Genomic DNA, 26,242 nt, shown 5'->3' with positions numbered 1-26,242 from the left:
AGGGCTGTGACAACCATGCATCACAACTCGGTTACCGTTGTCGGCACGAGGAGGCCCCATTTGTCCACGACTGGAACGAGTAGTTTCGTCGTAGTCGCCAATCGGCTGCCGGTCGATCGGGTGACGGCTGCCGATGGCACGACCACTTGGCGCAGGAGCCCCGGAGGACTGGTCACCGCCTTGGCGCCGGTCATGCGCGCCTACGACGGCGCGTGGGTGGGCTGGACCGGCTCACCCGACGACGCGCCGCCGCCGTTCTCGACCAACGACATGGACCTCGTGCCCGTCCCGCTGTCGGGCGAGGAGATCGCCCTCTACTACGAGGGGTTCTCCAACGCCACGCTGTGGCCGCTGTACCACGACGTCATCGTCCAGCCCGAGTACCACCGCGAGTGGTGGGACGCCTACCGCACCGTCAACCAGCGCTTCGCCCGCGCCGCGGCCGAGGTGGCCGCCGAGAACGCGGTCGTGTTCATCCAGGACTACCAGCTGCAGCTGGTGCCGAAGCTGCTGCGCGAACTGCGGCCCGACCTCAAGATCGGCTTCTTCCTGCACATCCCGTTCCCGCCCACCGAGCTGTTCGCCCAGCTGCCGTGGCGGCGGCAGATCCTCGAAGGGCTGCTCGGCGCCGACCTCGTCGGGTTCCAGCGGGCCGGCGCGGCCAGCAACTTCGAGGCGCTGGCCGAGACGTTCGCGTCGGCGTCACTGCGCGACGGGGCGCTGGTGCTCGACGACGGCCGCGAGGTGTTCTCCCGCGCGTTCCCCATCTCGATCCAGGTGGAAGAGGTGGCCAAGCTGGCCGCCGACCCCGACGTGCAGCAGCGGGCCGCGACCGTCCGCGAGGAGGTCGGCTCGCCGAAGTACATCCTGCTCGGCGTCGACCGCCTCGACTACACGAAGGGCATCGGGCACCGGCTCAAAGCGTTCGGCGAGCTGCTCGCCCAGGGCGCCATCACCCCCGAGGAGGCGGTGCTGGTGCAGGTGGCCACGCCCAGCCGCGAGCGGGTCGAGGCGTACCAGACGCTGCGCGACGACGTCGAGCTGGCGGTCGGGCGCATCAACGGCGACTACGGCCGCATCGGGCACCCCGCGGTGCACTACCTGCACTCGTCCTACGACCGCTCCGAGCTGGTGTCACTGCTGCTGGCCGCCGACGTCATGGTGGTGACGCCGCTGCGCGACGGCATGAACCTCGTCGCGAAGGAGTACGTCAGCGCCCGGGCCGACCTGCGTGGCGCCCTGGTGCTGTCGGAGTTCGCGGGCGCCGCCGACGAGATGGGCGACGGCGCGTTCCTGGTCAACCCGCACGACATCGACGGCCTCAAGCGCACCATGCTGGCCGCCATGCGCATCGCCCCCGACGAGGCCGAGCAGCGGATGAAGCTGCTGCGCGACCACGTCCTCAGTCACGACATCGGCCGCTGGGCCACCGAGATCCTCACCGCGCTGCGGGCGATCTGACCCGTCAGCGCCGGTCGTCACCCGGGTCCGGGTCGACCTCGCGGTAGGCCAGCCAGGCCTGCGTGTCCGCGGCGTCGACCGGCTCGGCGGCCGCCGGCTCGGCCAGCGCGGCCAGCCGCCGCTCCGCCGCCTCGACGTTGCGCAGCTCCAGCTGCGCGACGGCCATGAGGTCGCGCAGGCCCTCGGCGCCGAAGCGATCGCGCACGTTCATCACCGCGGTGGTCACCATGGGGTCGACTTCGGGGGTCTGGGGCTGCAGTCGAGGGTCCATCGAGATCACTCCTGGGAACGTTGACTGAGAGTCGGGACGTACCGTAACCCGGACCGGCCCCCTGCCGAGCGGCACCCCTGGTCCGGAGTGTCACGGCGGGCCGCCGTGACAGGATCGCGCGGCATCGACGATGATGAGGTCTGCACAGGCCAGAGTGACACGGGGGTGACGTCGGGCCTGCCCGGAGTTCACAACGTTACGGTGGTCGATTGCTCCCACGACGGTTCGCCCTCGTCCGCCACGTCGACTACACCGGTGTGTCCGGGGTCGGGGTGGTGGCCTACGGCGTGGTGTTCTCCGACGGCCACGTGGCGCTGCGCTGGGCGTCGGCGCACCCCGCCACCAGCCTGTGGGGCTCGATGGACGACCTCGTCGCGGTCCACGGCCACGGCGATGCCACCAGCATCGAGTGGCTCGACCCCGCCACCGACCCGTTCGCCCAGCCCGCCGCGTCCCGGGGCGCCGGACGACGCGCGCGGCGGGTGCAGCCCAGCACGGTCCTTCCGGAGCCGGTGGTCGAGCCGGACGTCACCCGCGAGACGCGGCCGATCGAGTACGAGCCGCACGCCGAGCCGTCCGCGCCGGAGCCGTCCGCGCCGGAGCCGTCGCCGCCGGAGCCGTCGTCGCCGGACCCCGAGCCGGCGGAGCCGCTGCCCGAGCCGGTGGCCCCGGCCCCCGAGCCCGCGGTCCCGGCCGCCGATCCGCCCGCCGTCCGTCCGGAGCCCGGCCGCCCCGACGGCGTCCGTCCCGGTCTGCTGAGCCCCGGCCTCCCCCACCCCGAGCCGCTGCGACCGCTGGGGCCGCCCGTCCAGCCCGATCCGGCCGCCCCCGCGACCCCGTCCACGCCGGCCACCCCCGCCGACGCCGCTCCTCCGCCACCGCCGCCGGGTGACCCCGCGAGCGCCAACGGCGCCCGGCCCGGTCACCTGCGCTTACCCGCCCAGCGGGGGGCCGGTCGGCACCGCCGCAGCACGCCTCCGACACAATCGAGAGCGACCCTCCACATCGAGAGCGACGGATCATGACCGACGGCGCGGACCGCGACGACACCACCCGCCGCTGGCCGCGCAGCGTCTACGAGGCCGGCAGCGAGCCCGATCCCCGGTTCACGTTCGCCAACGAACGGACCTTCCTGGCCTGGATCCGCACGGCTCTGGCGCTGCTGGCGGCCGGCATCGCGCTAGAGGCTCTGGAGATCCCCGACCGCACCGCGCTACGGCTGGTGTTGGTGGTGGCGCTGTCGGTGCTCGGCGCCACCTGCAGTGTCATGGCCTTCTTCCGGTGGGCCCGGGCGGAGCGGGCGCTGCGCGAGTCGCGGCCGCTGCCGTCGCCCGCGCTGGCGCCGGTGCTGGCGTTCGGGCTGGCCGTGGCGGCCATCGTCATCGTCGTCGTGCTGGTCGCCCCCTGACGATGGCCGAGCGGACCTTCGACCACGGCGCGCAGAACGAGCGGACCGCGCTGGCGTGGACCCGCACGGCGCTCGCCCTGCTGGTCGGCGTCGTCCTCGCCACCCGGCTGGCGGCCGAACCGCTCGGCCCGGCCGCGGTGGTGTTCGGGCTGGTGGTGGCGCCGGTCGCGGTGGCCGTCCTGCTGCTGGCGCGGCGGCGCTACCGGCGCTCACACGAGGCGCTGCACGCCGACCGCACCCTGCCCGACGGCAAACTGCCGGGGCTGGTCGCGCTGGTCACGCTGCTGCTGGCGGTCCTGGAGATCGCCTACGCGTTCGGCTGACGCATCAGGGCGTCGTCAGGCCAGGATCACCTGGAGCCCGCAACTCCTTCGGGAAAGCCCTGGTCCTGGGTCACGATCGGCCATCCGTGAGCCCTGGCTCTTGAGCCGCTGCTGCAGCAAGGCCAAGGTCGCGGACCGGAATTCGTGCGGGCTCGCCCTTGCGATGAGACGTAGCACCATCGCTACGTCAGGTAGTGGACGTCACGGCCACGCGGACATAGCCGCCCGCGGCTGCCAGCCGCCGGCGGGCCTCGGCGGCGTCGACGCCGGCCAGCAGCATGACCGTCGCCGTCTTGGTCTCGTCGCCGCTGGCGGCCAGGGCGGCCGCCACCGCGTCCTCCGGCTCGCCGGTGGCCTCCTGGACGATGCGCTGGGCGCGGCGGCGCAGCTTGTCGTTCGTGGCGCGGACGTCGATCATGAGGTCGCCGTGGGTGTGTCCGAGCTGCACCATGACCAGCGTCGAGATGGTGTTGAGCACCAGCTTGGCGGCGGTGCCGGCCTTGAGCCGGGTCGAACCGGCGACGACCTCCGGACCGGTGAGGGCTTCGACGGCGATGTCGCTGGCGGCGGCGATCGACGATCCGGCGTTGTTGACGACGGCGACGGTGTAGGCGCCGGCCGCGCGGGCGGCGGCCAGCGCGCCGAGCACGTACGGCGTGCGGCCCGACGCGCTCACCGCCACCACGACGTCGTCCGGGCCGGGGCCGAGGGCCTCGAGGTCGGCGCGGCCGCCGTCGAGGTCGTCCTCGTCGTGCTCGGCGGCCGAGCGCACGGCGCCGAACCCGCCGGCCATGACGGCGACCACCTGGCGCTCGTCGACGCCGAAGGTGGGGCGGCACTCGGCGACGTCGAGGACGGCGAGCCGGCCGGGCGTGCCGGCGCCGACCTCGATCAGGCGCCCGCCGCGGCGCAGCCGGGCCACGGTGGCGTCGATCGCCTCGACCAGCCGGTCGCGGGTCGAGGCGACGGCGTCGACCGCCACCCGGTCCTGCTCGGCCATGAGGTCGACCTGTTCACGGGTACTGCGCAGATCGAGACCGGCGGCAGCCGGCAACCGGCCCTCGGTGGCCAGCAGGTCCAACTCGGAGTTCGTCACTCGGCCGTCCTCGCCGGTCTGCGGGCCGGCTGCAACTCGACACGGAACTGATAGCGGTCGCCACGGTAGACGGAGCGGACGAACTCGACCACACGGCCCCCGGTGTCGCGGGAGATCCGCTCGAACAGGAACGCCGGCGAATGCAGCGGCACGCCGAGCAGTTCGGACTCGAACTCGTCGGTCACCGTCGCCTCGATGGTCTGCACGCCACCGGACAGCTCCAGCCCGTACACGTCGTGCAGCAGCTCGTAGAACGAGCCGTCGGCGAGCATCATGCCGTCCAGCCCGGGGGCGATGCTGCGCGGCACGTGCAGTGTCTCGACGGCCATCGGCGCGGCGTCGGCCAGCCGCAGCCGCGTCACCCGCACCACGCTCTCGCCGGGCGAGATCTCCAGCCGCCGGCCCAGCGGCGCGCCGGCCAGCACGTCGTCGACGACGAGGGTGCGGCTGGACGGGACGGCGCCGCGCTGGCGCATGTCCTCGGAGAAGGACGTCACCGCCAGGCCCTGCGCGATCTTCGGCCCGGCGACGAACGTCCCGGCGCCCTGACGGCGGACCAGGCGGCCCTCGCGGACCAGCTCCTCGACGGCGCGCCGCAGCGTCATGCGCGAGACGCCGAACCGCGGCGCCAGCGCCCGCTCGGGCGGCAGCGCGTCGCCGACGTTCAGTTCCGCGACCAGATCGAGGATCTCGTCGCGGATCGAGTGGTATTTCGCCACGTCCGCACCCCCTGTAGACGTATCGGGCAAAGTCTTCCAGACTTGGGGCCCATATTGGTCTAGTCCAACGAGGAGGACCAGCGTGAGCCGACGTCGTCGCACGCTTCCCGTCATCGTGGCACTCGTCCTCGCCACGGTCGCCGCACCCTCGGCCGCGGCCGATCCGGCGCCGGAGCAGGAACAGTGGCGCGGCTACTGGGTCGACGCCTTCAACGAGGGCATCTACACCCCCGCACAGGTCGAGGAGCTGGTCGGCGACGCGCTGGAGGTCAACGCGAACGCGCTGATCGTCCAGGTGGCCCGCCGCTACGACTGCTTCTGCAACGGTGCCGACTACCCCCGCACCGACGCCGCCATCGCGCCGGCGCCCTACGACCCGCTGGACGAGGTGATCGAGCAGGCGCACGCGGCCGGGCTCGAGGTGCACGCGTGGGTCAACTTCGGCACGTTGTGGAACTCCGCGACGCCGCCGCGCTCCCCCGACCACGTGTTCAACACGAACGGCCCGAGCGCCACCGGCCCCGACCGCTGGCTGAACAAGCGCGTCGACGGCACCGAACGGGTCGGCAACAACAGCTTCCTCGACCCCGCCAACCCGGCCGCCCGCGACTACGTCGTCGGCGCCATCCAGAGCATCGTCCGCGAGTACGACGTCGACGGCATCAACCTCGACTACATCCGCTACCCGGACCACAACTCGACCACCACGCACAGCGACTGGGGCTACAGCGAGACGTCGATCGCGCGGTTCCAGGCCGCCACCGGCCGCACTGACATACCGGCGCCGTCCGACGCGCAGTTCACCGAGTGGCGGCGCGAGCAGATCACCAGCATCGTGCGCCGCATCTACCTCGGCATCTTCGAGGTCGACCCGACGGTGCGGCTGAGCAACGACGGCATCACCTACGGCTTCGGCCCGCAGAGCGTCGGCGGTTGGGAGCAGACCCGCACGTACGCCGAGGTCCTGCAGGACTGGCGGGCCTGGCTGGACGAGGGGATCATCGACACCGTCGTCGCCATGAACTACAAGCGCGAGTGGATGCCCGACCAAGCGCAGATGTTCGCCGAGTGGAACGAGGTGCTGGCCGACTGGCAGGGCGACCGCCAGACGGTCTCGGGCCCGGCGCTCTACCTCAACGAGGTCGACGACAGCGTCCAGCAGGTCCGCGACCTGCTGACCCCCACCGCCGCCGGCAACACGGTCGCCGGCTGGAGCGGCTACTCCTACGCCAACGCGTCGCTGACGGCGGCCGCCGGGACGCCCGCGGTGAAGGACGCCGAGCGGGCCGCGCTGGCCGCCGCGCTCACGACCGGCCCGGACGCCCCGTTCGCCGACGACGCCGCCGTCCCGTCCATGCCGTGGAAGGAGGACCCGACGACGGGCAACGTGGCCGGCGCGCTGCGGCTGCGCACCGGCGCCGCCCTCGACGGCGTCACCGTCACCCTCGAACCGGTGGCCGGCGGCGGCGAGACCCGGACGCAGGTCAGCGACGGCTCGGGCTGGTTCGGCTTCGTCGACGTGCCGCCCGGCGTGTACCTGGCCCGCTACGAACTGCCCGACCGGGTGACCGGCGCCCCCCTCAGCGTGGTCCGGGTGCGGGCGGGCGAGCTGGCCGGCACGCGCACGCCGCCGTTCATCGCGCTGCCGTAGCCTCGGACCATGAGCGAAGGTGCGCTCGCACGAGCCTGGTGCCCGCCCGGCTGGGAGGGATTCCCACCCTACGGGCGGGCACCGACAGCGGGCGTCCACCGATGAGCAGCTTCGGCGCCGTCGGCGCGCGGCTCTACGCCTGGTTCAACCGCCACCCCGAGTCCAACCGGGTGGTGGTCGGCCTCGCGGAGCTGCGCGCCGGCGAGCCGGTGCTGGAGGTCGGCTGCGGTCCGGGCGTCGCGCTCGAGCTGGCCGCCGCCGTCGCCGGCGCCGAGCACGTTGCCGCGGTCGAGCCGTCCGAGACGTTCGTCGCCATGGCCCGCAAGCGGGTGCCCGGCGCGGACGTCCGGGTGGCCGGCGCCGAGGACGTCCCGTTCGCCGACGGCTCGTTCGCGGCCATCTACACGCTGGCCTCCATGCACCACTGGCACGACCGCGACGCCGGCCTGGCCACGCTGTGCGCGAAGCTGCGCCCGGGCGGCCGCCTGGTGCTGGCCGAACGGCTGCTCGACCGGCCCGGCCACGGCATCACCCAGGCCCAGATCGGCGAGGTGGCGGGCCGGCTGACCGGCCTCGGCCAGGTCGACGTCCACACCGAGCAGCGCGACGTCGGCCGCAAGACGCTGGTCGCCGTCATCTCGGAGCGTCCCCGCACCGCTTGACATGGAACGTGGTTGCACGTGGGGTCGGACCATGACGCCGGAATGGCCGGTCCTGCGCCGGTACGACGCCGACCACTCGCTGCGCATCGCGCTTCCCCTGGGTGGCATCGGGACGGGGACGGTGTCGCTGGGCGGCCGCGGCGACCTGCGCGACTGGGAGATCCGCAACCAGCCGGCCAAGGGCTTCGCGCCGCGCGACAGCTTCTTCGCGATCAGGGCGGGTGACGCCGTCCGGGCGCTGGAGGGGCCGATCGACCCCGTCCTGTACGAGGGCTGGGAGGGCGCGGCGGTCCCGAACCACTCACTGCCCCGGTTCGCCCACTCGGAGTTCCTGGCCGCCTACCCGCTGGGCCAGGTGCGGCTCAACGACCCGGACCTGCCGATCACGGTGCGGCTGCAGGCGTTCAACCCGCTGGTCCCGGCCGACGTCGAGGCGAGCTCGCTGCCGATCGCGGTGCTGCGCTACGTCGTGACGAACACGAGCGGCGAGCCGCAGGCCGTCACCGTCGCCGGCAGCGTCCGCAATCCCGGCGACGATCCCCGCAACGAGCGCCGCGACGACGGCGTCCTGCTCCGGTCCGGCGGCGACGGCGAGCGCTGCGGCTCGATCGCCCTCGCCGTGCTCGACGAGGACGACGTCACCGTCCGCACGACGTGGGCCGGGTCCAGCTGGGGCGGCCCGCTGCTGGACTTCTGGGACGACCTCGCCGCCGACGGACGGCTGGACGAACGGCCCGCGGACGGCGAGCCGGTCGCGTCGGTGGCGGCGCTGCGCACGCTCGGGCCGGGCGAGACGCACGCGTTCACGTTCCTGCTCACCTGGCACTTCCCGAACCGCCTGGACTGGCGCGGCGAGACCGTCATCGGCAACCACTATGCGGAGCAGTACGGCGACGCCTGGGACGCCGTCACGGCGATCGCCCCGCGGCTGCCCGGCCTGGAGGAGCGCACCGTCGCCTTCGTCAGTGCCCTGACCGGCAGCGACCTGCCCGCTCCGCTCGTCGAGGCCGCGCTCGCCAACGTCAGCACGCTGCGCTCGCCGACCTGCTTCCGCACCCCGGACGGCCGGTTCTACGGCTGGGAGGGCTGCCACGACGACAGCGGCAGCTGCTACGGCAACTGCACGCACGTGTGGAACTACGAGCACACGACGCCGTACCTGTTCGGCGAGCTGGCGCGGTCGATGCGCGAGCTGGAGTTCGGGCACGCGACGGCCGAGGACGGGCACATGAGCTTCCGGCTGGAGCTGCCGCTGGACCGGTCCCGCGAGCACGGCGTCGCCGCGGCCGACGGGCAGATGGGCTGCCTGGTGAAGCTGCACCGCGAGTGGCGGCTCAGCGGCGACGACGACCTGCTGCGCTCGCTCTGGCCGGCCGCCCGCCGGGCGCTGGCGTTCGCCTGGATCCCCGGCGGCTGGGACGCCGACCGCGACGGCGTCATGGAGGGCTCCCAGCACAACACCATGGACGTCGAGTACTTCGGGCCGAACCCGCAGGTCGGAACGTGGTACCTCGCGGCGCTGCGGGCGGCGGAGGAGATGGCGCGGCACCTCGGCGACGACGAGTTCGCCGCCACGTGCGCGGACCTGTTCGCCCGCGGCAGCACCTGGATCGACGAGCACCTGTTCAACGGCGAGTACTACCGGCACGAGATCCGCCCGCCGGGCAGCGAGGACGCCATCGCGCCGGGGCTGCGGCTGCCCGGCATCGGCGCCCGCGACCTCACCGCGCCGGAGCTGCAGATCGGCGACGGCTGCCTCACCGACCAGCTGGTCGGCCAGCACGCCGCCCGGCTCACCGGCCTCGGCGACCTGCTCGACGCCGGCCACGTGACGACCACGCTGCGCAGCATCCTGCGGCACAACGACCGCACCGCGCCGGGCGCGCCGTTCAACCCCAAGCGCAGCTACGCGCTGGCCGGCGAGCCGGGCCTGCTGGTCGCGTCGTACCCGCACGGCAACCGCCCGCAGCGGCCGTTCCCCTACTTCGCCGAGGTGTGGACCGGGCTGGAGTACACCGCCGCCATCGGGCTGCTGCAGGCCGGACTCACCGAGGCCGCGACCGGCGTCGTCGAGGCGGTCCGCAGCCGCTTCGACGGACGCCGCCGCAACCCGTTCGACGAGGCCGAGTGCGGCCACCACTACGTGCGCGCCATGGCCGCCTGGGGCACCATCCCCGCGCTGACCGGGTTCGGCTACGACGGCGTCAGCGGCACGCTGCGCTTCGCGGCCGCGGACCTCGCCGCCGGCCCCGTCACGTGGTTCTGGGCCTCCGGCGACGCGTGGGGCACGGCGACCCAGGCCGCGGCCGGCGACGGCGTGCGCGTCAGCGTGACGGTGGGTGGCGGACGGCTGCGGCTGGACACGCTCGCGATCGACGGCCTCGGCGCCACGACCATGCCCGGCCGCGTAGTCTCGACCGGTGAGACCGCCGATGCAACCATGGGCGGTCAACGACTGTCATAACCATAGTGAGTAACCGCGTCGAGATCGATCTGCTCGGCCCGATGCGCCTGCGGGCGGACGGGCGGACCCTCGACGTCACCACCGGCCGGCTGCGCGCCCTCATCGCCGTCCTGGCGCTGTCGGCCGGCCGGACCGTCACCGTCGCCCAGCTGATCGAGGCGCTGTGGACCGCGCAGCTCCCGGCCAGCCCGCGGCGCAGCGTCCAGACCTACGTCACGCGGCTGCGCACGCTGTTCGGCGCTGACCTCATCGCCACCAGCGCCACCGGTTACGTGCTGCACGTCGACCCCGACGCCGTCGACGTGCTGCGGTTCCAGCGGCTGCTCGAGCGTGCCGACGGCAGCGCCGACCCGGTGCGGCAGCGGGCGCACCTCACCGAGGCGCTGGCGCTGTGGCGGGGGCGTCCGTTCGACGACGTCGAGTCCGACTGGCTGGCCGGCACCGAGGCGCCGCGGCTGGCCGAGCGGTACCTCGGCGCGCAGGAGCGGCGCATCGCCCTCGACCTCGAACTGGGCCGCCCGGCCGACCTCGTCCCGGAGCTGCGCGAGCTGACCGGCACTCACCCGCTGCGCGAGCCGGCGTGGGCGCTGCTGCTGGAGGCGCTGGATCGGTCCGGGCGGCGGGCCGAGGCGCTGGTGCAGTACGAACGGGTGCGGGCCCGGCTCTCCACCGACCTCGGCGTCGAGCCCGGCCCGCGGCTGCAGGCGGTGTACGCGCGGCTGCTCGCGCACACCCCGGCCCGGCGGACGCCGCCCACCCTGCGCCGGGCGCCCCGTCAGCTGCCCGCCGACGTGCCCGACTTCGTCGGCCGGGACGACGCGCTGGCGCTGCTGGACCACGCGGCCGCCACCTCGCCCGTCGCGACCGTGTCGGGCACCGCCGGGGTCGGCAAGACCACGCTGGCCGTGCACTGGGCGCACCGCGTCTCCGACCGGTTCCGCGACGGCCAGCTCTACGTCAACCTGCGCGGCTTCGACCCCGACCGGCCGCCGGTCGACCCCGCCGACGCCATCCGCGGCTTCCTCGACGCGCTGCGGGTGCCGCACGAACTGATCCCGGCCGACACCGACGGCCAGGCCGCGCTGTACCGCAGCGTGCTGGCCGGTCGCCGGCTGCTGGTGCTGCTCGACAACGCCCGCGACGCCCGTCAGGCCCGCCCGCTGCTGCCCGGCTCGGCCGACTGCCTGACGCTCGTGACCAGCCGCGACCAGCTGATCGGCCTGACGGCCACGGCCGGCGCGCGCGCCGTCACGCTGGATCTCCCGCCCGTCACCGACGCCCGCGAGCTGCTGGTGCGGCGCATCGGCGTGCGCGCCGCGGCCGCGCCCCACGTCGTCGACGAGCTGGTCACGCTGTGCGCCCGGCTGCCGCTGGCGCTCGCCGTCGCCGCCGCCCGGGTGGCGGAGCAGCCCGAGTCGCTGGAGTATCGCGTGGCGGAGTTGCGGGCGGCCAGCGGCGGGCTGGAGGCGTTCGCCGCCGACGACGCCACCATCGACCTGCGCTCGGTGTTCTCGTGGTCCTACGACGGCCTGAGCGATCCAGCCGCCCGGCTGTTCCGGCTGGCCGGCTCCGCGCCCGGGCCCGACATCGGCGTCGCCGCCGCGGCCGCGCTCGCCGGGCTCGACGCCGACACCGTCCGCCCGCTGCTGGGCGAGCTGACCCGCGCCCACCTGCTGACCGAGCGGCGCCCGGGCCGCTACCGCGCGCACGACCTGCTCCGCGCGTACGCCGCCGAACTGGCCCAGGCCGGACCGGCCGAGCCCGCGCTGGCGCTCGGCCGGCTGCTCGACCACTACCTCGCCACCGCGCTGGCGGCCAGCCGGCCGCTGCGCTCGGACCGCGAGACGTACGAGCCGGTCCCGCCCCCGACGGCCGGTCCCGAGGTGGCCGAGCGCATCACCGGCGCCGACGCCGCACGCGCCTGGTTCGCCGCCGAGCGGCGCACGCTGCTCGCCGCCGTCGACGCCGCAGCCGACCGCGGCTACGCCGTCCACGCCTGGCAGCTGGCGTGGGCGCTCACCATCGACCTCGACTGGCGCGGACGGTGGCGCGACATCGCCCGGGTGAACAGCTCGGCCCTGCTGGCCGTCCGTCTCCTCGACGACGCCGAGCCCGCGGCGCACCTGCACCGCCTGCTCGGCCGCGCCTACGGCTACCTCGACCGTTACGCCGACGCCGAGGCGCACCTGCAGCGTGCGCTGCGGCTCTACGCCGACCGCCACGACCTCGTCGGGCAGGCCCGGACGCTGCGGTCGCTGGGCGTGGTGAAGGAGCGCACCGGCCGGCACCAGGAGTCGCTCGAGCACGACCTCGACGCGCTGGCGCTGTTCCGGCGCATCGGCCAGCCGGCCGGGCTGGCGGGCGCGCTGAACGCCGTCGGGTGGGGGCAGGCGATGCTTGGCAACTACCAGCGCACGCTGGAGTTCGCCGGCCAGGCGCTGGAGATCTTGCGCGGCCTGGACGACCGTCTCGCCGAGGCGGCGACGCTCGACACCCTGGGGTTCGCGCACCACCAGCTCGGCGCCCACGACCGCGCCGTCGACTGCTTCGAGCGCGCGCTGGACCTGCTGCGCGAGCTCGACGGCCTCTACTACGAAGTGGTCACACTACGGAAGCTCGCCGACAGCCACGAAGCGGCCGGCGACACCGTCGTCGCGGCGCAGGTGCGCCGACTGGCCGTGGCCGCGCTCGACGAACTGGGCGAGCGCGGCACCGAACGGCTGCGGGCGGAGCTGACCGCGTCGGTCACTGCTGAGCGGGACGAGCCTCCGGGTCGGCCGGGGCGGCAGCCGGCGTCTCGGTAGCGGGCTCGGCCGGAGCCGGCTGCGCGGCGCTGGCCTGCGCCGACGGGGCCTGCTGCGGCGCCGGCGCCGGGTTGACGATGACCGCGTTCGACGCGTCGCTGTCGGCCGGCTTGGACATCTCGCTCTTGAAGATCTTCAGCGACTGCCCGATGCCGCGAGCCATCTCCGGCATCCGCTTCGCGCCGAACAGCAGGAAGATGACGATGAGGCCGATGATCAGCTCAGGCGTACCGATGTTGGGCATATGCTCACTTCTTCCCTGACAGGTACCGGTCCTCCCCATCGTACGCCTGCCCACTTGCGGGTATGGTTGGCGCGGTTCGGGGGATGCCGCTTCAGGAGGTCACAGCCATGTCGGGTCGCCGCTCCGGGGACCACGCGGGCCACCGCGTGCTCCGGAAGCTCTGGGCGCTCCCCGCCATCCTGCTCTCCGGCGCCCTCATGCTGGTCTCGTCCGGGCCGCCGGCCGCCGCCGCGCCGTCCAGCCAGCAGCGCGGCTCGTCCGTCACCGCGGCGTCCGGAGACCACGGGTCCTCCGCGCCGTCCGTCGGCGGCATCGACGACCTCGCCGACCTCGCGGTCGTCGCCACCGCCGTCAGCGTGAAGCTCGGCTACGCGCCGCCCGTCCCCGCGGGCTCCGTCGTCGGGCCGCTCGACCTGTTCCCGCTGGAGGCCGCGTCCACGCCGGCCGACCACGTCCCGGCCGACGCCGGCTGGACGCCCACCGACCCGCAGCGCGGGCCGCCCGCGTCCCGGTAGTAGACCTCCCTCAGAACCTCGCCCGACGGCGGGCCCCATGCCCGCGCGCCGAGCACGTCCCTTGGAGACCTGCCCGTGGAACGCACGTCCGCGCTCTATCTCGCGATCGCCGTCATCGCGATCATCCTCCCCAGCTGGGCGCTGGTCCGCCGGCGCGCCCAGAAACGCGGCGCCGCCACCGACGCCGGGCGGTTCTTCCGCGGCGTCACGGCCGTGCTGATCCTCGTCGGCTCCGGCTTCGTCACGCTCACCGCCAGCCCCAACCTCGGCCTCGACCTCGAGGGCGGCGCGCAGATCGTCCTCGAGACCCAGGACACCGACACCGTCGAGGCCAACGCCGAGTCCACCGACCGCGCCCTCGAGGTGCTCCGCCGCCGGGTCGACGCGCTCGGCGTCTCGGAGCCGTCGCTGAGCCGGTCCGGCGACCGACGCATCATCGTCGAGCTGCCCGGGGTCTCCGACCCGCGAGAGGCCGCCGAGGCGCTCGGCCAGACCGCCCAGCTGACGGTGCACCCCGTCCTGGGCTACGACACCTCCGGCCAGGTCCCGCCCACGGAGACCCCGCCGGCCACGCCGCCCGCCGAGACGCCGCCGGCCACCCCGCCCGCCACGCCCCCGGCCACCGAGGGCTCCGTCGGCGGCGCTATCGAGCCCGAGTCGCAGGCCGGCGACACCGGCACCGACGTCGTTGCCGGCTCGACGCCCGCGCCGGCCGAGACCCCCGCCCCCGGCGAGACGCCGGCCCCCGAGTCAGGCGACCAGCTGGTGCTGCCGGACGAGTCCGGCCAGCCGCTGATCCTCGCGCCCACCGCCATGACCGGCGAGGAGATCAACGGCGCCGACGCCATCTACGACGTGCAGCGCGGCGGCTGGCTCGTCACGCTCGACTTCAGCGGCAGCGGCGGCGACACCTGGGCGCAGCTCACCAGCGACGCCGCCTGCCAGCCCGACGGCGACCCGACCCGCCGCATCGCGATCGTCCTCGACGAGACCGTCATCTCCTCGCCGAACGTCACGACCAGCGTCCAGTGCGGCGTCGGCATCCGCGGCGGCCAGACCGAGATCACCGGCGACTTCGACGAGGACGAGGCCAAGGACCTCGCCGCGCTGGTCGAGGGCGGCGCGCTCCCCGTCGACGTCACCACCGTCGAGCAGCGGGTCGTCGGCCCGACGCTGGGCGAGGCCGCCATCGAGGCCAGCGCCTGGGCGGCGATCATCGGTATGGCCGCCACCGCCATCTTCATCGGCGTCGCGTACCGCCTGGTCGGCCTCATGGCCATCCTCGCGCTGGTCGGCTACGCGCTGCTCTCCTACGCGGCGCTCACCGCGCTGGGCGCCACGCTGACACTGCCGGGCCTGGCCGGTTTCGTGCTGGCCATCGGCATGGCGGTCGACGCGAACGTGCTGATCTTCGAGAGAGCCCGGGAAGACTACGTCGACGGCAAGACGAAGAGTCTGCGCGGCGCCATCCAGAGCGGTTTCAAGAACGCGCTCTCGGCCATCGCCGACTCCAACGTCACCACGCTCCTGGCCGCCGGGCTGTTGTTCTTCCTCGCGTCCGGCCCGGTCCGCGGCTTCGGCGTCACGCTGACCATCGGTGTGCTCGCGTCGCTGCTCTCGGCACTGGTGCTCAGCCGGGTGCTGTGCGAGTGGCTGGTCGACCGCCGCTGGCTGAACCGTCACCCCGACGCCAGCGGCCTGGCGCACCACGGCAAGGTCCGGCTCTGGCTGCGCCGGCGCAACCCGCAGCTCATGGCGCGGCCGCTGCGGTGGATGCTCATCTCCGGCGTCGCGGTCGTCCTGGCCTTCGGCGGCATCGTCCTCCGCGGCCTCGAATTCGGCATCGAGTTCACCGGCGGCCGCCTCATCGAGGTGTCGCCCACCGAGACCCTCGACGTCGACGACGCCCGCACCGCGGTCGCCGACGCCGGCTTCCCGACGGCCATCGTCCAGGAATCCGGCGACGACGACATCACCGTCCGCGCCAGCGACATGTCCGACGACGACGCTGCCACCGTCATCGCCGCGCTCGACGAGGCCGGCGGTGGCGCCGAACTCGTCCGCGACGAGCTCATCGGGCCCAGCCTCGGCGACGAACTGCAGCGCAACGCGCTCATCGCGCTGGGCGTGGCGCTGGCGGCGCAGCTGGCGTACCTCGCCATCCGGTTCCGCTGGACGTTCGGCACCGGCGCCGTCGTGGCCCTGTTCCAGAACGTCGTGATCACCGTCGGCATCTTCGCCTGGATCGGCAAACCGCTCGACGGCATGTTCCTCGCCGCCCTGCTGACGATCATCGGTTACAGCGTCAACGACACCGTCGTCGTCTTCGACCGCGTCCGCGAGACGTGGACCCGCAAGGACGGCGAACGGTTCCGCGACGTCGCCAACACGGCCATCCTCAACACCCTGCCGCGGTCGGTGAACACCGGTGCCAGCACCCTGTTCATCCTCATCGCCCTGCTCATCCTCGGCGGCGACTCACTGTCCGACTTCGCGCTCGCGCTGGTCCTGGGCATCATCGTCGGCACGTACTCGTCGAACTTCACGGCGGTGCCACTGACGATCATGCTCGAGGACAAGAAGCCGGCCCCGCCGCCGGCGCCGAAGAAGGCCGACAAACGCAGCCGCGAAGACCCCAACTACGGCGCCGTCGTCTGACGCCCGCGTCGTCCGACGCAGTGGAGGGGACGGTGCCCGCTCGGGTACCGTTTCCCCTCTGCCCGAATAGCTCAGCTGGTCAGAGCAACCGCCTTGTAAGCGGTAGGTCGTCGGTTCGAATCCGACTTCGGGCTCCATCCGTCTAGGGGGCCTCCGCCTCATCAGGCGGCGGAGGCTTCACCACCTGCCCGTTGTAGCGCAGAACCCAGGGCTCGTGCTTCCTCTCGTTCTTGAGCCGGCTCAGGTGACCGCTGGGATCGCGAGTCCACAGTCGCCCGGCGGATTCGCCACTCCTGGCGTTCGTCCCCGGGAATCAGCTGCCTGAGCGTCCGGGGGTGCAGGAATTCGCGCGCCGGAACGGTCGGCGGGAGCACCGTTTCGTTCAGCCAGTTCTTCTTGGTGTGGACAGTCCACACGCCGGCAGGCTCCTCGGTCTGGACCTCGTACTCCAGCCACCAGTCGTAGACGGGGAGCCGGGAGGTGTTGGTGAGACAGGTCATCCACCTGAAGTTGCCCTTGAACGGCTGGAACACGGGCCACACGGCGACCTGACTCGCTTGTTCGGCTTCCGCATCGGTGCGATCGTGCAGGAACACACGGACCGCCAGGGTGCCCGCAATCACCGCGGCCGCAGCGGCCAGGACCGTCGTGATGCCGGTGACGGCGTCCCAGTCGACCCGCTCGTTCCAGCTGCGGGCGGCCGCCGCGCTTCGCTCGACCAGCGTGATGGCGATCGATCCTCACCTACCCTCCTGCAGCGCCAGCGAACAGGCCGCTCATTCAACCGCAAAGGCCACCTCCGCTTGCGCCTACAGGCTCTACGGCACGGCCCTGCTCAGCAGCACGCCCATCGGCTGGTAGCCGAGGTCGCGGTACAGCCGCAGGGCGCTCTCGTTCGCGTGGTGCGCGTCGAGGTGCAGGCGCGCGGCGCCGAGGGCGGCCGCCGTCGTCGCGGCGGCGGTGAGTAGGCGGCGGCCGAGGCCCCGGCCGCGGTGGTCCGGCAGCACCGCGACGTCCAGGGAGGCGGTCGCGACGTCGGCGATCATGCTGGCCGGGCCGGGCGGCGGCAGCATGGTCACCGTCGCGGAGCCGACGATGTCGCCGTCGAGGCGGGCGACCAGGATCCGCGCACCGTCCGGACGCGGCTCGCGGTAATGCCGGGCGACGGCGTCGAGCGGCGGGACGCGGTACCGGTGCGGGTCGAGCGCCACGTGGTGGGCGGCGCTGGCGACGTAGACGCGGGCCAGTGCGTCGGCGTCGGCGGGGAGACGGGCCTCGGCGATGGCGGCGGTCATGCCGTCGATGCTGCCCGATCCTCGGGCTCCGGCGTCTCCTGGCCGATCGGCGGGACGTGCCGCAGGGTCGTCGCGACCAGGACACCGATGCCGGCCACGGCGACCGCGCTGAGCGTCGTCACGGTGGTGAGACCGGCGAGGAACGCCTCGCGGGCCGCGGCGAGCAGCGCCTCGGCGACCGGGGCCGGAAGGTCGGGCGCGACGGCGAACGCCCCGGCGAAGCTGTCGCGGACGGTGTCGGCCGCGGCGCCCGTGACACCGCTCGGCAATTCGTCGGCGATGCGGCCGCTGTAGATGGCGGCGCCGACGCTGCCGCCCACCGCGATGCCCATGGCCGCGCCGAACTCGTTGCTGGTCTCGGAGACCGCCGACGCCGAGCCGACCCGCTCCGGCGGCGCCGAGCTGACCACGATGTCCGTCCCGAGCGTGCCCAACGCGTTGACGCCGAGACTGACCAGCACCCCGCCCACGATCAGCAGCGTCAGCCCGGACCCCGGCTCCAGCCGGCTGATCAGCCCGAACCCGGCCACCGCGACGACCAGTCCGACGACGATCACCGTCGCGGGACGGAACCGCCCGGCCAGCACCGGCGCCGCGAGCGATGCGACGACCGTGGCGGCGCCGAGCGGCAGGAACCAGAGCCCGGCCTCGGACGGCGACAGCCCCTCGACCAGCTGGAGGTGCTGGGTGAAGTAGAACCCGAACGAGTACATCACCGGCATGGTCAGCATCAGCGCCACCGTCGCGGCGGTGAACCGGCGCCGGGCGAACAGCGCGAGGTCGAGCAGCGGGTCCGGGAGCCGGAGCTGACGGCGGACGAAGACCACGGCGATCAGGACGCCGGCGGCGATCAGCGCCAGTGGCAGCGCCCCGGCGCCGTCCCGCGCGGTCTCCTTGAGCCCGTAGACCACGGACAGGACGGCGGCCAGCGACAGCACGACGCTGACGAGGTCGACGCGGCCGGGGTCGGGGTCGCGCGCCTCCGGCAGCAGCACCGGCCCGGTGAGCAGCAGGAGCACCATCACCGGCACCGCGAGCAGGAACACCGAGCCCCACCAGAAGTGCTCCAGCAGCACCCCGCCGATCGCCGGCCCGGTGACGCCGCCGACGGAGAACGCGATCAGCCAGACGCCGATCGCGAGCGACCGCTGCCGCGGCTGCGCGAACAGGGTGCGCAGCAGCGACAGGGTCGACGGCATCAGGGTCGCGCCGGCGATGCCGAGCAGCACCCGTGCGCCGATCAGCATCTCGGCGCTGGTCGAGTACGCCGCGACCACCGAGGCCGCCGCGAACCCCGTCGCGCCGATCAGCAGCAGCCGGCGCCGCCCGATCCGGTCGCCGACCGTGCCCATCGTGATCAGCAGCCCCGCGACCATGAACCCGTACACGTCGGTCATCCACAGCAGCTGCGTGCTGGTGGCGCCCAACTCGGCGCCCAGGTGCGGGAGCGCCATGTAGAGCACCGTGAGGTCCAGCCCGAGCATCAGCGTCGGGAGGACGAGCACCGCCAGCCCGAGCCAAGCCCGTGCCCCGGCGCGTTCCGTTCCGCCGTCCATCGACCCGCCTTCCGCTCGATTATATTTCGATACGGTACACATCGAAATTGTGATCGTCGATACCGTTCCGATCCGGATCGCAATTACGATGAGGGCATGCCGGACGCCCGCGACCACCCCGCCCGCCGTGCGGAGAACGCCCGCCACCCGGGGGGCACCGGCGACCGGGCGGAGAGCGGCGCGGGCCGTGCGGAGGGCGCCGGCCGTCCGCGCGATCCCTCCATCGACGCCGCGGTGCTGACGGCCACGCTGATCGCGCTGACCGAGCACGGCTACACCCACCTCAGCCTCGAGGACGTCGCCCGGCGGGCCGGGACGACGAAGCCCGCGATCAGGCGGCGCTGGGCCGGACGCCAGCAGTTGGTGCTCGCCGCGCTCGGCAGCCGGCTGGGCGCCGTCGACGGCCCGGACTCCGGGTGCACGTTGTGCGACCTGGACGAGTCGCTGAAGGTCTTCGTGGCCGCGTTCCAGCGGCTCCCGCCGGACGTGCTCGGCCCGCTGCTGGCCGACTGCGCGTCCGACGACACCCTGCGCGAGCAGTTCATGACGACCCTGTTCGACCCGCCGCGGCAGGCAGTGGCGCGCACGCTGGAGCGCGCCCGTGCCCGCGGCGACTTGCGTCCCGACGCCGACCTCGGCCTCGTCCTCGACCTGCTCGGCGCGCTGATCCACTACCGCGTGCTGTTCGGCCACGCCCGCACCGGCGACCTCGAACTGGAACGGGCGGTCGAGACGCTGCTGGAGGGCATCGCGGTGGACTACCCGGCGCTGCTGGAGCACAGCGCCTCGGTCACCGGCGCCGCGTCACTGCACGGCCTGCACACCTGACGCCGGCACGCCTCACCGCCCGCACGCCATGACCGCCGGCTCGCGCTGGACAGTGGGCACGCGCGACCGCCGGAACACCTGACCGCCGGCTCGCGCCGGACAGTGGGCACGGCAACGGCTCGCCATGCGACGATCGGCGGCATGACCCGGGAGCTGCGCACGATCTTCGACGAGGACGCGGCGCTCTACGCGCGGGTCCGGCCGGGCTACCCGGAGGCGATCTTCGCCGCCCTCGGTGAGCTGGCCGGTCTGGGTCCGGAGACGCGGGTGGTCGAGATCGGTCCCGGCACGGGCCAGGCGACGGCCGGCCTGGCGGCGGCCGGCGCGCACGTCGTCGCGGTCGAGCTGGGCGCGAATCTGGCGGCGGTGCTGCGCTCGCGGACCGCCGGCCTGCCCGTCGAGGTGGTGGAGGCGGCGTTCGAGCGGTGGCCGGCGCCGCCCGCGTCGGCCGATCTCGTGACGTCGTTCACCGCCTGGCACTGGGTCGATCCCGCCGTGCGGGCGGAGCGGGTGGCGGACGTGCTGCGGCCGGGTGGCGCCCTGGCCACGGTGACGACGGAGCACGTGCTCGGCGGCACGGCCGGCTTCTTCGCCGACGCGCAGGAGTGCTACGAACGCTGGGACCCGGCGACGGAGCCCGGCCTGCGGCTGCGGGCGGCCGACGACATCGCGCCGTTCACCGACGAGATCGACGACTCGCCGCTGTTCCAGCCCGCGGTGCGGCGCCGCTTCCGCGCCGACGTCACGTACGACGCCCAGGGCTACCTCGACCTGCTGTCGACGTACTCGGGCCACCGGGCGCTGCGCCCCGACCTGCGGCGCGGGCTGCTCGACTGCATCGGCGGCCTGATCGAACACCGCTACGGCGGCAGCGTCACCAAGGCGTACCTCTACGAACTGCGCGTCGCCCGCACGTGGCCGACCGGCCCCTGACCGGGGCCGCCTCACCCCGGCGTCCTACCACCACGCAGCCACCGCAACCCGGCGACGGACCGCCGCAGCTGGGTCGTGGCGGAGGGAGGTGGGCTCGACGACGGCCAACGGGGCTGGGCTCCAGGAGGGCCGCGCTGGGCTCGACGACGGCCAACGGGGCAGGGCTCGACCACGGCTAGCCGGGCTGGGCCTCGCGAGGGCCAACGGGGCTGGCCTCCAGGAGGGCCGGCGGCGCTGGGTTCGACGACGGCCAACGGGGCAGGCCCCACGACGGCCAACGGGGCTGGGCTCGACCACGGCCAGCCGGGCTGGGCCTCACGAGGGCCAACGGCGGTGAGCTCAACCACGGCCAATGGGGCTGGGTTCCACGAGGCCAACGGGGCTGGGCTCGACCACGGCCAGCCGGGGCGGGCTCCACGAGAGCCAACAGGGCTGGGCTCCACCACGGCCAGCCGGGGCGGGCTCCACGAGAGCCAACAGGGCTGGGCTCCACCACGGCCAGCCGGGGCGGGCTCCACGAGAGCCAGCGGGGCTGGGCTCGACCACGGCCAACGGGGGCGGGCGGGCCGGCGCGACGCCGGAACGAATGGAGCGCAGCAAGCGCCGGCAGGCCGCCGGGCCCGAGGCAGACGGCACCGCCGCGGCCGGCGGGGTCGTGGCGGGAGCACGCGTTCGTCCGCGCCCACCGCGACCGGATCACGGCCGTCGACGGCGGCGGCGGGCGGCGATGACGTCGCGGAGGGGTGGGACGACGACGCCGGTCTCGGCCATGCGACGGCGGGCCAGGCGGCGCGACCGCAGGATGCCGACCAGCCCGATCGTCCACATCACGTACTGCACGCACATCGCCACCCGGAAGTCACCCAGCTCGTAGGCGGTGGCCGGCGCGCCGCCGCTGCGCGCGTCGAGCACCAGCCCGATGGCCAGGATCGTGAGCAGCGACGCCACGAACCCGCCCACGTTGACGATGCCGGTCGCGGTGCCGAGGCGGTTCGGCGGGTTGAACGTGCGGGCGAAGTCGAACCCGATCATCGAGCCGGGGCCGCTCAGCGCCATCGACAGCACCAGCAGCACCAGGAGCCAGCCCGGCGCCCGCCCGGGCAGCAGCAGGACGGCGGTCCAGGCGGCCGCGTTCGCGAACACGATCCCGAGCACCAGCCACGACCGCCGCAGCGGGTGCCGCTGCACCATGACGCCGATGACGGGACCGGCCACCACGCCGGCGACCACCGTCAACGTCAGCAGCGCGCCCGCGCCGGCCTCGGAGACGCCCTCGCCGGAGACGAGGAACGGGAACCCCCACATCAGCGCGAACACGGTGCCGGAGAACTGGGTGGTGAAGTGCGTCCAGAGCCCCAGCCGGGTGCCCGGGTGCCGCCACGCCGTGACGAGGTCGGCGCCGACGTGGCGCATGTCGCCGCCGGCGACCGGCTGGGCCCGCGTCGACGGGGTGTCGCGCAGCGCCGCGGCGGCCAGCACGCACACCAGCACGCCGGTCGCGGCCGCCGAGCCGAACGCCGCGCTCCACCCGTAGGCGTGCAGGACGGCGACGAACGGCACGGCCGACAGCACCTGCCCCGACTGCCCGACCAGGCCGGTGAGCTGCGTCATCACCGGCACCCGGCCGGGCGGGAACCAGGCCGAGACGATGCGCAGGACGCTCACGAAGGTGAGCGCGTCGCCCATGCCGACGAGCACCCGGCCGGTCGCGGCCAGCGGCACCGACTCGGCGACGGCGAGAACGGCCTGCCCGGCGGCCATGAGCAGCGCGCCGGCGATGACCAGCCGCCGCCCGCCGACGCGGTCGAGCAGCACGCCGATCGGGATCTGCAGCCCCGCGTAGACCACCAGCTGCAGCACGACGAACGAGGCGAGCACGCTGGCCGACACGTCGAACCGGTCGGCCGCGTCGAGCCCGGCCACCCCGAACGTGGTGCGGTGCATGACCGCGACGATGTAGGCGGAGACGCCGATGCCCCAGATGGTCCAGGCACGGCGCGGAGTCGGCATCAGGGTTCCATTGTCCCCCGCCGCCGGCCGTGACGGTCGCGAAGGACCCGGCACCCCAGGAGGGAGCACCGGGCCCTCCGTCTTCGGTCACGAGGGCATGTGACCATTCCGACTGCGGGTTTGATTTCAGGCGGTCCCCACAATCGGAAAGTGGTGGTTCGAAAACCACCACGTCCGAGAACTGCGCGGCTGCGTACAACGCATGACAATCTCGCGCACAAGGTGCTGGGCAAAGGCTTCTAGACGGGCAAAAGCCTTTCAGAGATCGACTTGTCGTGCATGTCGACGCGCCCGGACCTGGGAACACGCTGACCGGTTTGCCGGTAAACGTCAGGAAAGATCGGCCGATCGGTGGAGGGCCGAATGGGTCCTACGACGGCGCCGCCGAAAGGTCAGGTGGCGGCGGTGCGAATGTAGGACGAGAGGGAGTCGCGCTCGACCTCGAGCTCCGTGATGCGGATCTTCACGACGTCGCCGATGCTGACGATGCCGTCGAGCCCGCCCGCGTCGGAGACCACCGGCATGTGCCGGAACCGGCCCAGCGTCATGGCCTCGGCCAGCTCGTCGATGTGCTGGTGCGGCGCACAGGTCTGGACGTCGGCGGTCATGATCGCCGAGACCGGCTCGGAGAGCACGCTGGCGCCACGGGCGGCCAGCGCCCGGACGATGTCGCGCTCGGAGACGATGCCGCTGATGGTCTCGCCGTCGGGCGACACGACGACGGCGCCGATGCGGCTCTCGGCCAGCACGGTGAGCAGAGTGCGGACGTCGGTGTCGGGGGGCACCGTCACGACGCCCTTGCCCTTGGACCGGATGATGTCGGAGATGCGCATCGGGGGCCTCCTCGCCGCTCGGAGTACTCCTGGTGCCTTTGAACCGTACGGCGTTCGCGTCGATCCGGAAAGGCTTCTGAACAGTCAGGAGTGGTTTACCCCGGATTGTCCGCCCCAGTCGGGGCCGGTCCGGTCGACCCGCGCACCACCAGCTCGGGTGTGAACAGCAGTTCCGCACGGTCGGCGGGCCGGCCGGCGATCTGCTCCAGCAGCGCCTGGACAGCCGCGGCGGCCATCGCCGGGACGGCCTGCCGGACGGTGGTCAGCGGCGGGTCGGTGAAGGGGATCAGCGGGGAGTCGTCGTAGCCGATGACGGACACGTCACCGGGCACCGTCAGCCCGCGCTGCCGGACCGCCCGCACCGCCCCCAGGGCCATGAGGTCCGAGCCGCACACGATGGCCGTGCAGCCGGCGTCCAGCAGCCGCGAGGCACAGGCCCGGCCACCCTCGACGGTGAAGAACGACGTCGCGACCAGACCGTCCGGGTCGGGCGCGCCCGGCACCGCCCGCAGCGCCCGGGTGAACCCCTCGATCTTGCGGGCCGCCGGGACGAACCGGCGCGGCCCGATGGCCAGCCCGATGCGACGGTGCCCGAGCGACGCCAGGTGCTGCACGGCCAGCTCGGCCGCCGCGACGTCGTCGGTGGACACGAACGGCACGTCCAACTCGGGGACGAACCCGTTGACCAGCACGATCGGCAGTCCCAGCTCGCGCAGACGGTGGTAGCGGGCCGGGCCGGCGGTGCTGTCGGCGTGCAGCCCGGACACGAACAGGATGCCGGCGACACCACGGTCGACCAGCATCTCGACGTACTCGTCCTCGGTGACGCCGCCGGGCGTCTGGGTGCACAGCAGCGGCGTGTACTCGCGCTGCGCCAGAATCGTCTCGATGACCTGCACGAACGCCGGGAAGACGGGGTTCTCCAGCTCGGGCACGATCAGCCCGATGAGCCCGGCGCTGGTCGAGCGCAGCCGGCTCGGCCGCTCGTAGCCCAGGACGTCGAGCGCCGCCAGCACCGCCTGCCGGGTCTGCGCCGCGACGCCGGGCTTGGCGTTGAGCACCCGGCTGACCGTCGCCTCGCTGACCCCGGCATGCAGGGCGACGTCGCTGAGCCGCACCGTCATGGACGGACGGTACCGCGCGGCCCGGGCCGGCCGGCGTCGGCGCGGCGCCGGGCGTGACCTAGCTCACGCCCGGGTGACGGATCGAGGTCGGACCTATAGTCTCTCGTAACACCCGCAACCTGGCATTCATCTGCGGGACAACTTCATACCCGTCCACTTCACAACGGATCGTCCGGCACGTACCTGCCGGTGAAGGGAAACAACGATGGCTACGGTCACGTTCGACAAGGCCACCCGCATCTACCCGGGGACCGACAAGCCGGCGGTCGACGCTCTCGAGCTCGCCATCGAGGACGGGGAGTTCCTCGTGCTCGTCGGCCCCTCCGGCTGCGGCAAGTCCACCAGCCTCCGCATGCTGGCCGGCCTCGAAGAGGTCGACGGCGGCGCCATCCGCATCGGCGAGCGCGACGTCACGCACATGCCGCCGAAGGACCGCGACATCGCGATGGTGTTCCAGAACTACGCGCTGTACCCGCACATGACGGTGGCCGACAACATGGGCTTCGCCCTGAAGATCGCCGGCACCCCCAAGGACGAGATCCGCCGCCGCGTCGGCGACGCCGCGAAGCTGCTCGACCTCACCGAGTACCTCGACCGCAAGCCGAAGGCGCTCTCCGGTGGTCAGCGCCAGCGTGTCGCCATGGGCCGGGCCATCGTCCGCGAGCCGCAGGTGTTCCTCATGGACGAGCCGCTGTCGAACCTCGACGCCAAGCTGCGCGTGTCCACCCGTACGCAGATCGCGTCGCTGCAGCGCCGCCTGGGCATCACCACGGTCTACGTCACGCACGACCAGATCGAGGCCATGACCATGGGCGACCGCGTCGCCGTCCTCAACGCGGGCCTGCTGCAGCAGGTCGACAGCCCGCTGGGGCTGTACGACAAGCCGGCCAACGTGTTCGTCGCGGGCTTCATCGGCTCGCCGGCCATGAACATCGCGACGTTCGACGTCAAGGACGGCCGCGCCACGCTGGGCGCCGCCGACGTCGCCATCCCGGCGTCCATCTCCTCCAAGGTCGCGGCCGAGGGCTCCACCACGGTCACGCTGGGCTTCCGGCCCGAGGCGCTGCAGCTGGCGTCGGCCGAGGAGAAGGGCGGCATCCCGGTGCTCGTCGACGTCGTCGAGGAGCTCGGCTCCGACGCGTACGTCTACGGCCGCCCGGCCGGCCCGGCCGCCGACGAGCAGGCCGACCGCCTGCGCAGCGACCAGGTCATCGCCCGCGTCGAGCCGCGCAACGCGCCGCAGAAGGGCGAGAAGATCAACTTCACCATCCGCCCGGGCAGCGAGCACTTCTTCTCCGCCAAGACCGGTGAGCGGCTGGAGCCCTGACGCACCGCTGATCACCAGCTGAACGCCGCGGCGAGGGTTCGGGGCTCCGTACGGGACAAT

At 73.4% G+C, this 26,242-nt stretch carries 23 protein-coding genes and 1 tRNA gene; 14 read left to right on the top strand and 10 right to left on the bottom strand.

Annotated features, from left to right (window positions below):
- The first annotated feature begins 15 nt into the window (after positions 1-15).
- On the top strand, positions 16-1,461 hold the full coding sequence (locus BLV02_RS26410) for an alpha,alpha-trehalose-phosphate synthase (UDP-forming) (protein ID WP_069108873.1): 1,446 nt from the start codon (positions 16-18) through the stop codon (positions 1,459-1,461).
- A gap of 4 nt (positions 1,462-1,465) precedes the next feature.
- Here BLV02_RS26410 and BLV02_RS26405 read toward each other — a convergent pair whose 3' ends face one another.
- Entirely contained in the window at positions 1,466-1,732 is a 267-nt protein-coding gene (locus BLV02_RS26405; protein ID WP_141711332.1) for a hypothetical protein, read from the bottom strand.
- Positions 1,733-1,941: 209 nt separating this feature from the next.
- Here BLV02_RS26405 and BLV02_RS36750 point away from each other — a divergent pair, with 209 nt between their 5' ends.
- The 3 genes from BLV02_RS36750 to BLV02_RS26390 are packed head-to-tail and all read left to right on the top strand — an operon-like array spanning position 1,942 to position 3,463.
- Complete coding sequence (locus BLV02_RS36750; protein ID WP_069108875.1) at positions 1,942-2,757, top strand: hypothetical protein; 816 nt, start codon at positions 1,942-1,944, stop codon at positions 2,755-2,757.
- The gene (locus tag BLV02_RS26395; protein WP_069108876.1) at positions 2,754-3,140 is read left to right on the top strand and encodes a YidH family protein; all 387 of its coding nucleotides are present in this window, start codon (positions 2,754-2,756) and stop codon (positions 3,138-3,140) included. The genes BLV02_RS36750 and BLV02_RS26395 overlap by 4 nt, the downstream gene beginning before the upstream one ends.
- A 2-nt stretch (positions 3,141-3,142) precedes the next feature.
- Positions 3,143-3,463, top strand: a complete 321-nt coding sequence (locus BLV02_RS26390; protein ID WP_069108877.1) for a DUF202 domain-containing protein — start codon at positions 3,143-3,145, stop codon at positions 3,461-3,463.
- Positions 3,464-3,650: 187 nt separating this feature from the next.
- Here BLV02_RS26390 and BLV02_RS26385 read toward each other — a convergent pair whose 3' ends face one another.
- Positions 3,651-4,559 carry an N-acetylmuramic acid 6-phosphate etherase gene (locus BLV02_RS26385; protein WP_069108878.1) on the bottom strand — a complete coding sequence of 303 codons (909 nt, stop codon included), beginning with the start codon at positions 4,557-4,559 and terminating at the stop codon, positions 3,651-3,653.
- On the bottom strand, positions 4,556-5,278 hold the full coding sequence (locus BLV02_RS26380; protein WP_069108879.1) for a GntR family transcriptional regulator: 723 nt from the start codon (positions 5,276-5,278) through the stop codon (positions 4,556-4,558). The genes BLV02_RS26385 and BLV02_RS26380 overlap by 4 nt, the downstream gene beginning before the upstream one ends.
- Before the next feature lie 82 nt (positions 5,279-5,360).
- On the opposite strand from BLV02_RS26380, the gene BLV02_RS26375 reads away from it, so the two are divergent.
- From BLV02_RS26375 to BLV02_RS26360, 4 genes are all read left to right on the top strand, one after another.
- Positions 5,361-6,929 (top strand): family 10 glycosylhydrolase, encoded by a 1,569-nt coding sequence (locus BLV02_RS26375; RefSeq protein WP_069108880.1) that lies wholly within the window; start codon positions 5,361-5,363, stop codon positions 6,927-6,929.
- Between the two features lie 101 nt (positions 6,930-7,030).
- Positions 7,031-7,591 (top strand): class I SAM-dependent methyltransferase, encoded by a 561-nt coding sequence (locus BLV02_RS26370; protein WP_069108881.1) that lies wholly within the window; start codon positions 7,031-7,033, stop codon positions 7,589-7,591.
- Between the two features lie 31 nt (positions 7,592-7,622).
- Entirely contained in the window at positions 7,623-10,055 is a 2,433-nt protein-coding gene (locus tag BLV02_RS26365) for a GH116 family glycosyl-hydrolase (protein ID WP_069108882.1), read from the top strand.
- A 5-nt stretch (positions 10,056-10,060) separates the two neighbouring features.
- The gene (locus tag BLV02_RS26360) at positions 10,061-12,859 is read left to right on the top strand and encodes an AfsR/SARP family transcriptional regulator (protein WP_083288176.1); all 2,799 of its coding nucleotides are present in this window, start codon (positions 10,061-10,063) and stop codon (positions 12,857-12,859) included.
- Here the strand turns inward: BLV02_RS26360 and BLV02_RS26355 are convergent.
- On the bottom strand, positions 12,801-13,103 hold the full coding sequence (locus tag BLV02_RS26355) for a twin-arginine translocase TatA/TatE family subunit (protein WP_069108883.1): 303 nt from the start codon (positions 13,101-13,103) through the stop codon (positions 12,801-12,803). The genes BLV02_RS26360 and BLV02_RS26355 overlap by 59 nt on opposite strands.
- Before the next feature lie 107 nt (positions 13,104-13,210).
- Here BLV02_RS26355 and BLV02_RS26350 point away from each other — a divergent pair, with 107 nt between their 5' ends.
- From BLV02_RS26350 to BLV02_RS26340, 3 genes are all read left to right on the top strand, one after another.
- Positions 13,211-13,618 carry a hypothetical protein gene (locus BLV02_RS26350; RefSeq protein WP_069108884.1) on the top strand — a complete coding sequence of 136 codons (408 nt, stop codon included), beginning with the start codon at positions 13,211-13,213 and terminating at the stop codon, positions 13,616-13,618.
- A gap of 213 nt (positions 13,619-13,831) precedes the next feature.
- Positions 13,832-16,276, top strand: a complete 2,445-nt coding sequence (gene secD, locus BLV02_RS26345) for a protein translocase subunit SecD (RefSeq protein WP_171906651.1) — start codon at positions 13,832-13,834, stop codon at positions 16,274-16,276.
- 60 nt (positions 16,277-16,336) lie between these two features.
- Positions 16,337-16,413 (top strand) — tRNA-Thr (locus BLV02_RS26340).
- 24 nt (positions 16,414-16,437) lie between these two features.
- Here the strand turns inward: BLV02_RS26340 and BLV02_RS26335 are convergent.
- The 3 genes from BLV02_RS26335 to BLV02_RS26325 all read right to left on the bottom strand — a co-directional run bounded on the left by BLV02_RS26335 (position 16,438) and on the right by BLV02_RS26325 (position 19,127).
- A complete protein-coding gene (locus BLV02_RS26335) occupies positions 16,438-16,872 on the bottom strand; it encodes a hypothetical protein (RefSeq protein WP_141711335.1) in 435 nt (144 codons plus the stop codon).
- Between the two features lie 222 nt (positions 16,873-17,094).
- Positions 17,095-17,571: a GNAT family N-acetyltransferase gene (locus BLV02_RS26330; protein WP_069108887.1), complete on the bottom strand. Its 477-nt coding sequence runs from the start codon at positions 17,569-17,571 to the stop codon at positions 17,095-17,097.
- The gene (locus tag BLV02_RS26325) at positions 17,568-19,127 is read right to left on the bottom strand and encodes an MFS transporter (RefSeq protein ID WP_069108888.1); all 1,560 of its coding nucleotides are present in this window, start codon (positions 19,125-19,127) and stop codon (positions 17,568-17,570) included. Before BLV02_RS26325 ends, BLV02_RS26330 begins: the two co-directional genes overlap by 4 nt.
- A 96-nt stretch (positions 19,128-19,223) precedes the next feature.
- On the opposite strand from BLV02_RS26325, the gene BLV02_RS26320 reads away from it, so the two are divergent.
- Positions 19,224-19,955 carry a TetR/AcrR family transcriptional regulator gene (locus BLV02_RS26320; RefSeq protein ID WP_083288178.1) on the top strand — a complete coding sequence of 244 codons (732 nt, stop codon included), beginning with the start codon at positions 19,224-19,226 and terminating at the stop codon, positions 19,953-19,955.
- A 141-nt stretch (positions 19,956-20,096) separates the two neighbouring features.
- A complete protein-coding gene (locus BLV02_RS26315; RefSeq protein ID WP_069108889.1) occupies positions 20,097-20,888 on the top strand; it encodes a class I SAM-dependent methyltransferase in 792 nt (263 codons plus the stop codon).
- Between the two features lie 696 nt (positions 20,889-21,584).
- Here BLV02_RS26315 and BLV02_RS26310 read toward each other — a convergent pair.
- The 3 genes from BLV02_RS26310 to BLV02_RS26300 all read right to left on the bottom strand — a co-directional run bounded on the left by BLV02_RS26310 (position 21,585) and on the right by BLV02_RS26300 (position 24,855).
- Complete coding sequence (locus tag BLV02_RS26310) at positions 21,585-22,898, bottom strand: MFS transporter (RefSeq protein WP_069108890.1); 1,314 nt, start codon at positions 22,896-22,898, stop codon at positions 21,585-21,587.
- Between the two features lie 392 nt (positions 22,899-23,290).
- Entirely contained in the window at positions 23,291-23,731 is a 441-nt protein-coding gene (locus BLV02_RS26305; RefSeq protein ID WP_069108891.1) for a CBS domain-containing protein, read from the bottom strand.
- A gap of 95 nt (positions 23,732-23,826) precedes the next feature.
- Positions 23,827-24,855 (bottom strand): LacI family DNA-binding transcriptional regulator, encoded by a 1,029-nt coding sequence (locus tag BLV02_RS26300; RefSeq protein WP_069108892.1) that lies wholly within the window; start codon positions 24,853-24,855, stop codon positions 23,827-23,829.
- A gap of 205 nt (positions 24,856-25,060) precedes the next feature.
- Here BLV02_RS26300 and BLV02_RS26295 point away from each other — a divergent pair, with 205 nt between their 5' ends.
- Positions 25,061-26,182 carry an ABC transporter ATP-binding protein gene (locus BLV02_RS26295; protein ID WP_069108893.1) on the top strand — a complete coding sequence of 374 codons (1,122 nt, stop codon included), beginning with the start codon at positions 25,061-25,063 and terminating at the stop codon, positions 26,180-26,182.
- Positions 26,183-26,242: the final 60 nt, after the last annotated feature.

The sequence above is a fragment of the Jiangella alba genome (genome assembly GCF_900106035.1).
GTDB lineage: Bacteria > Actinomycetota > Actinomycetes > Jiangellales > Jiangellaceae > Jiangella > Jiangella alba.
This window is presented reverse-complemented; position numbering and strand designations above follow the sequence as displayed.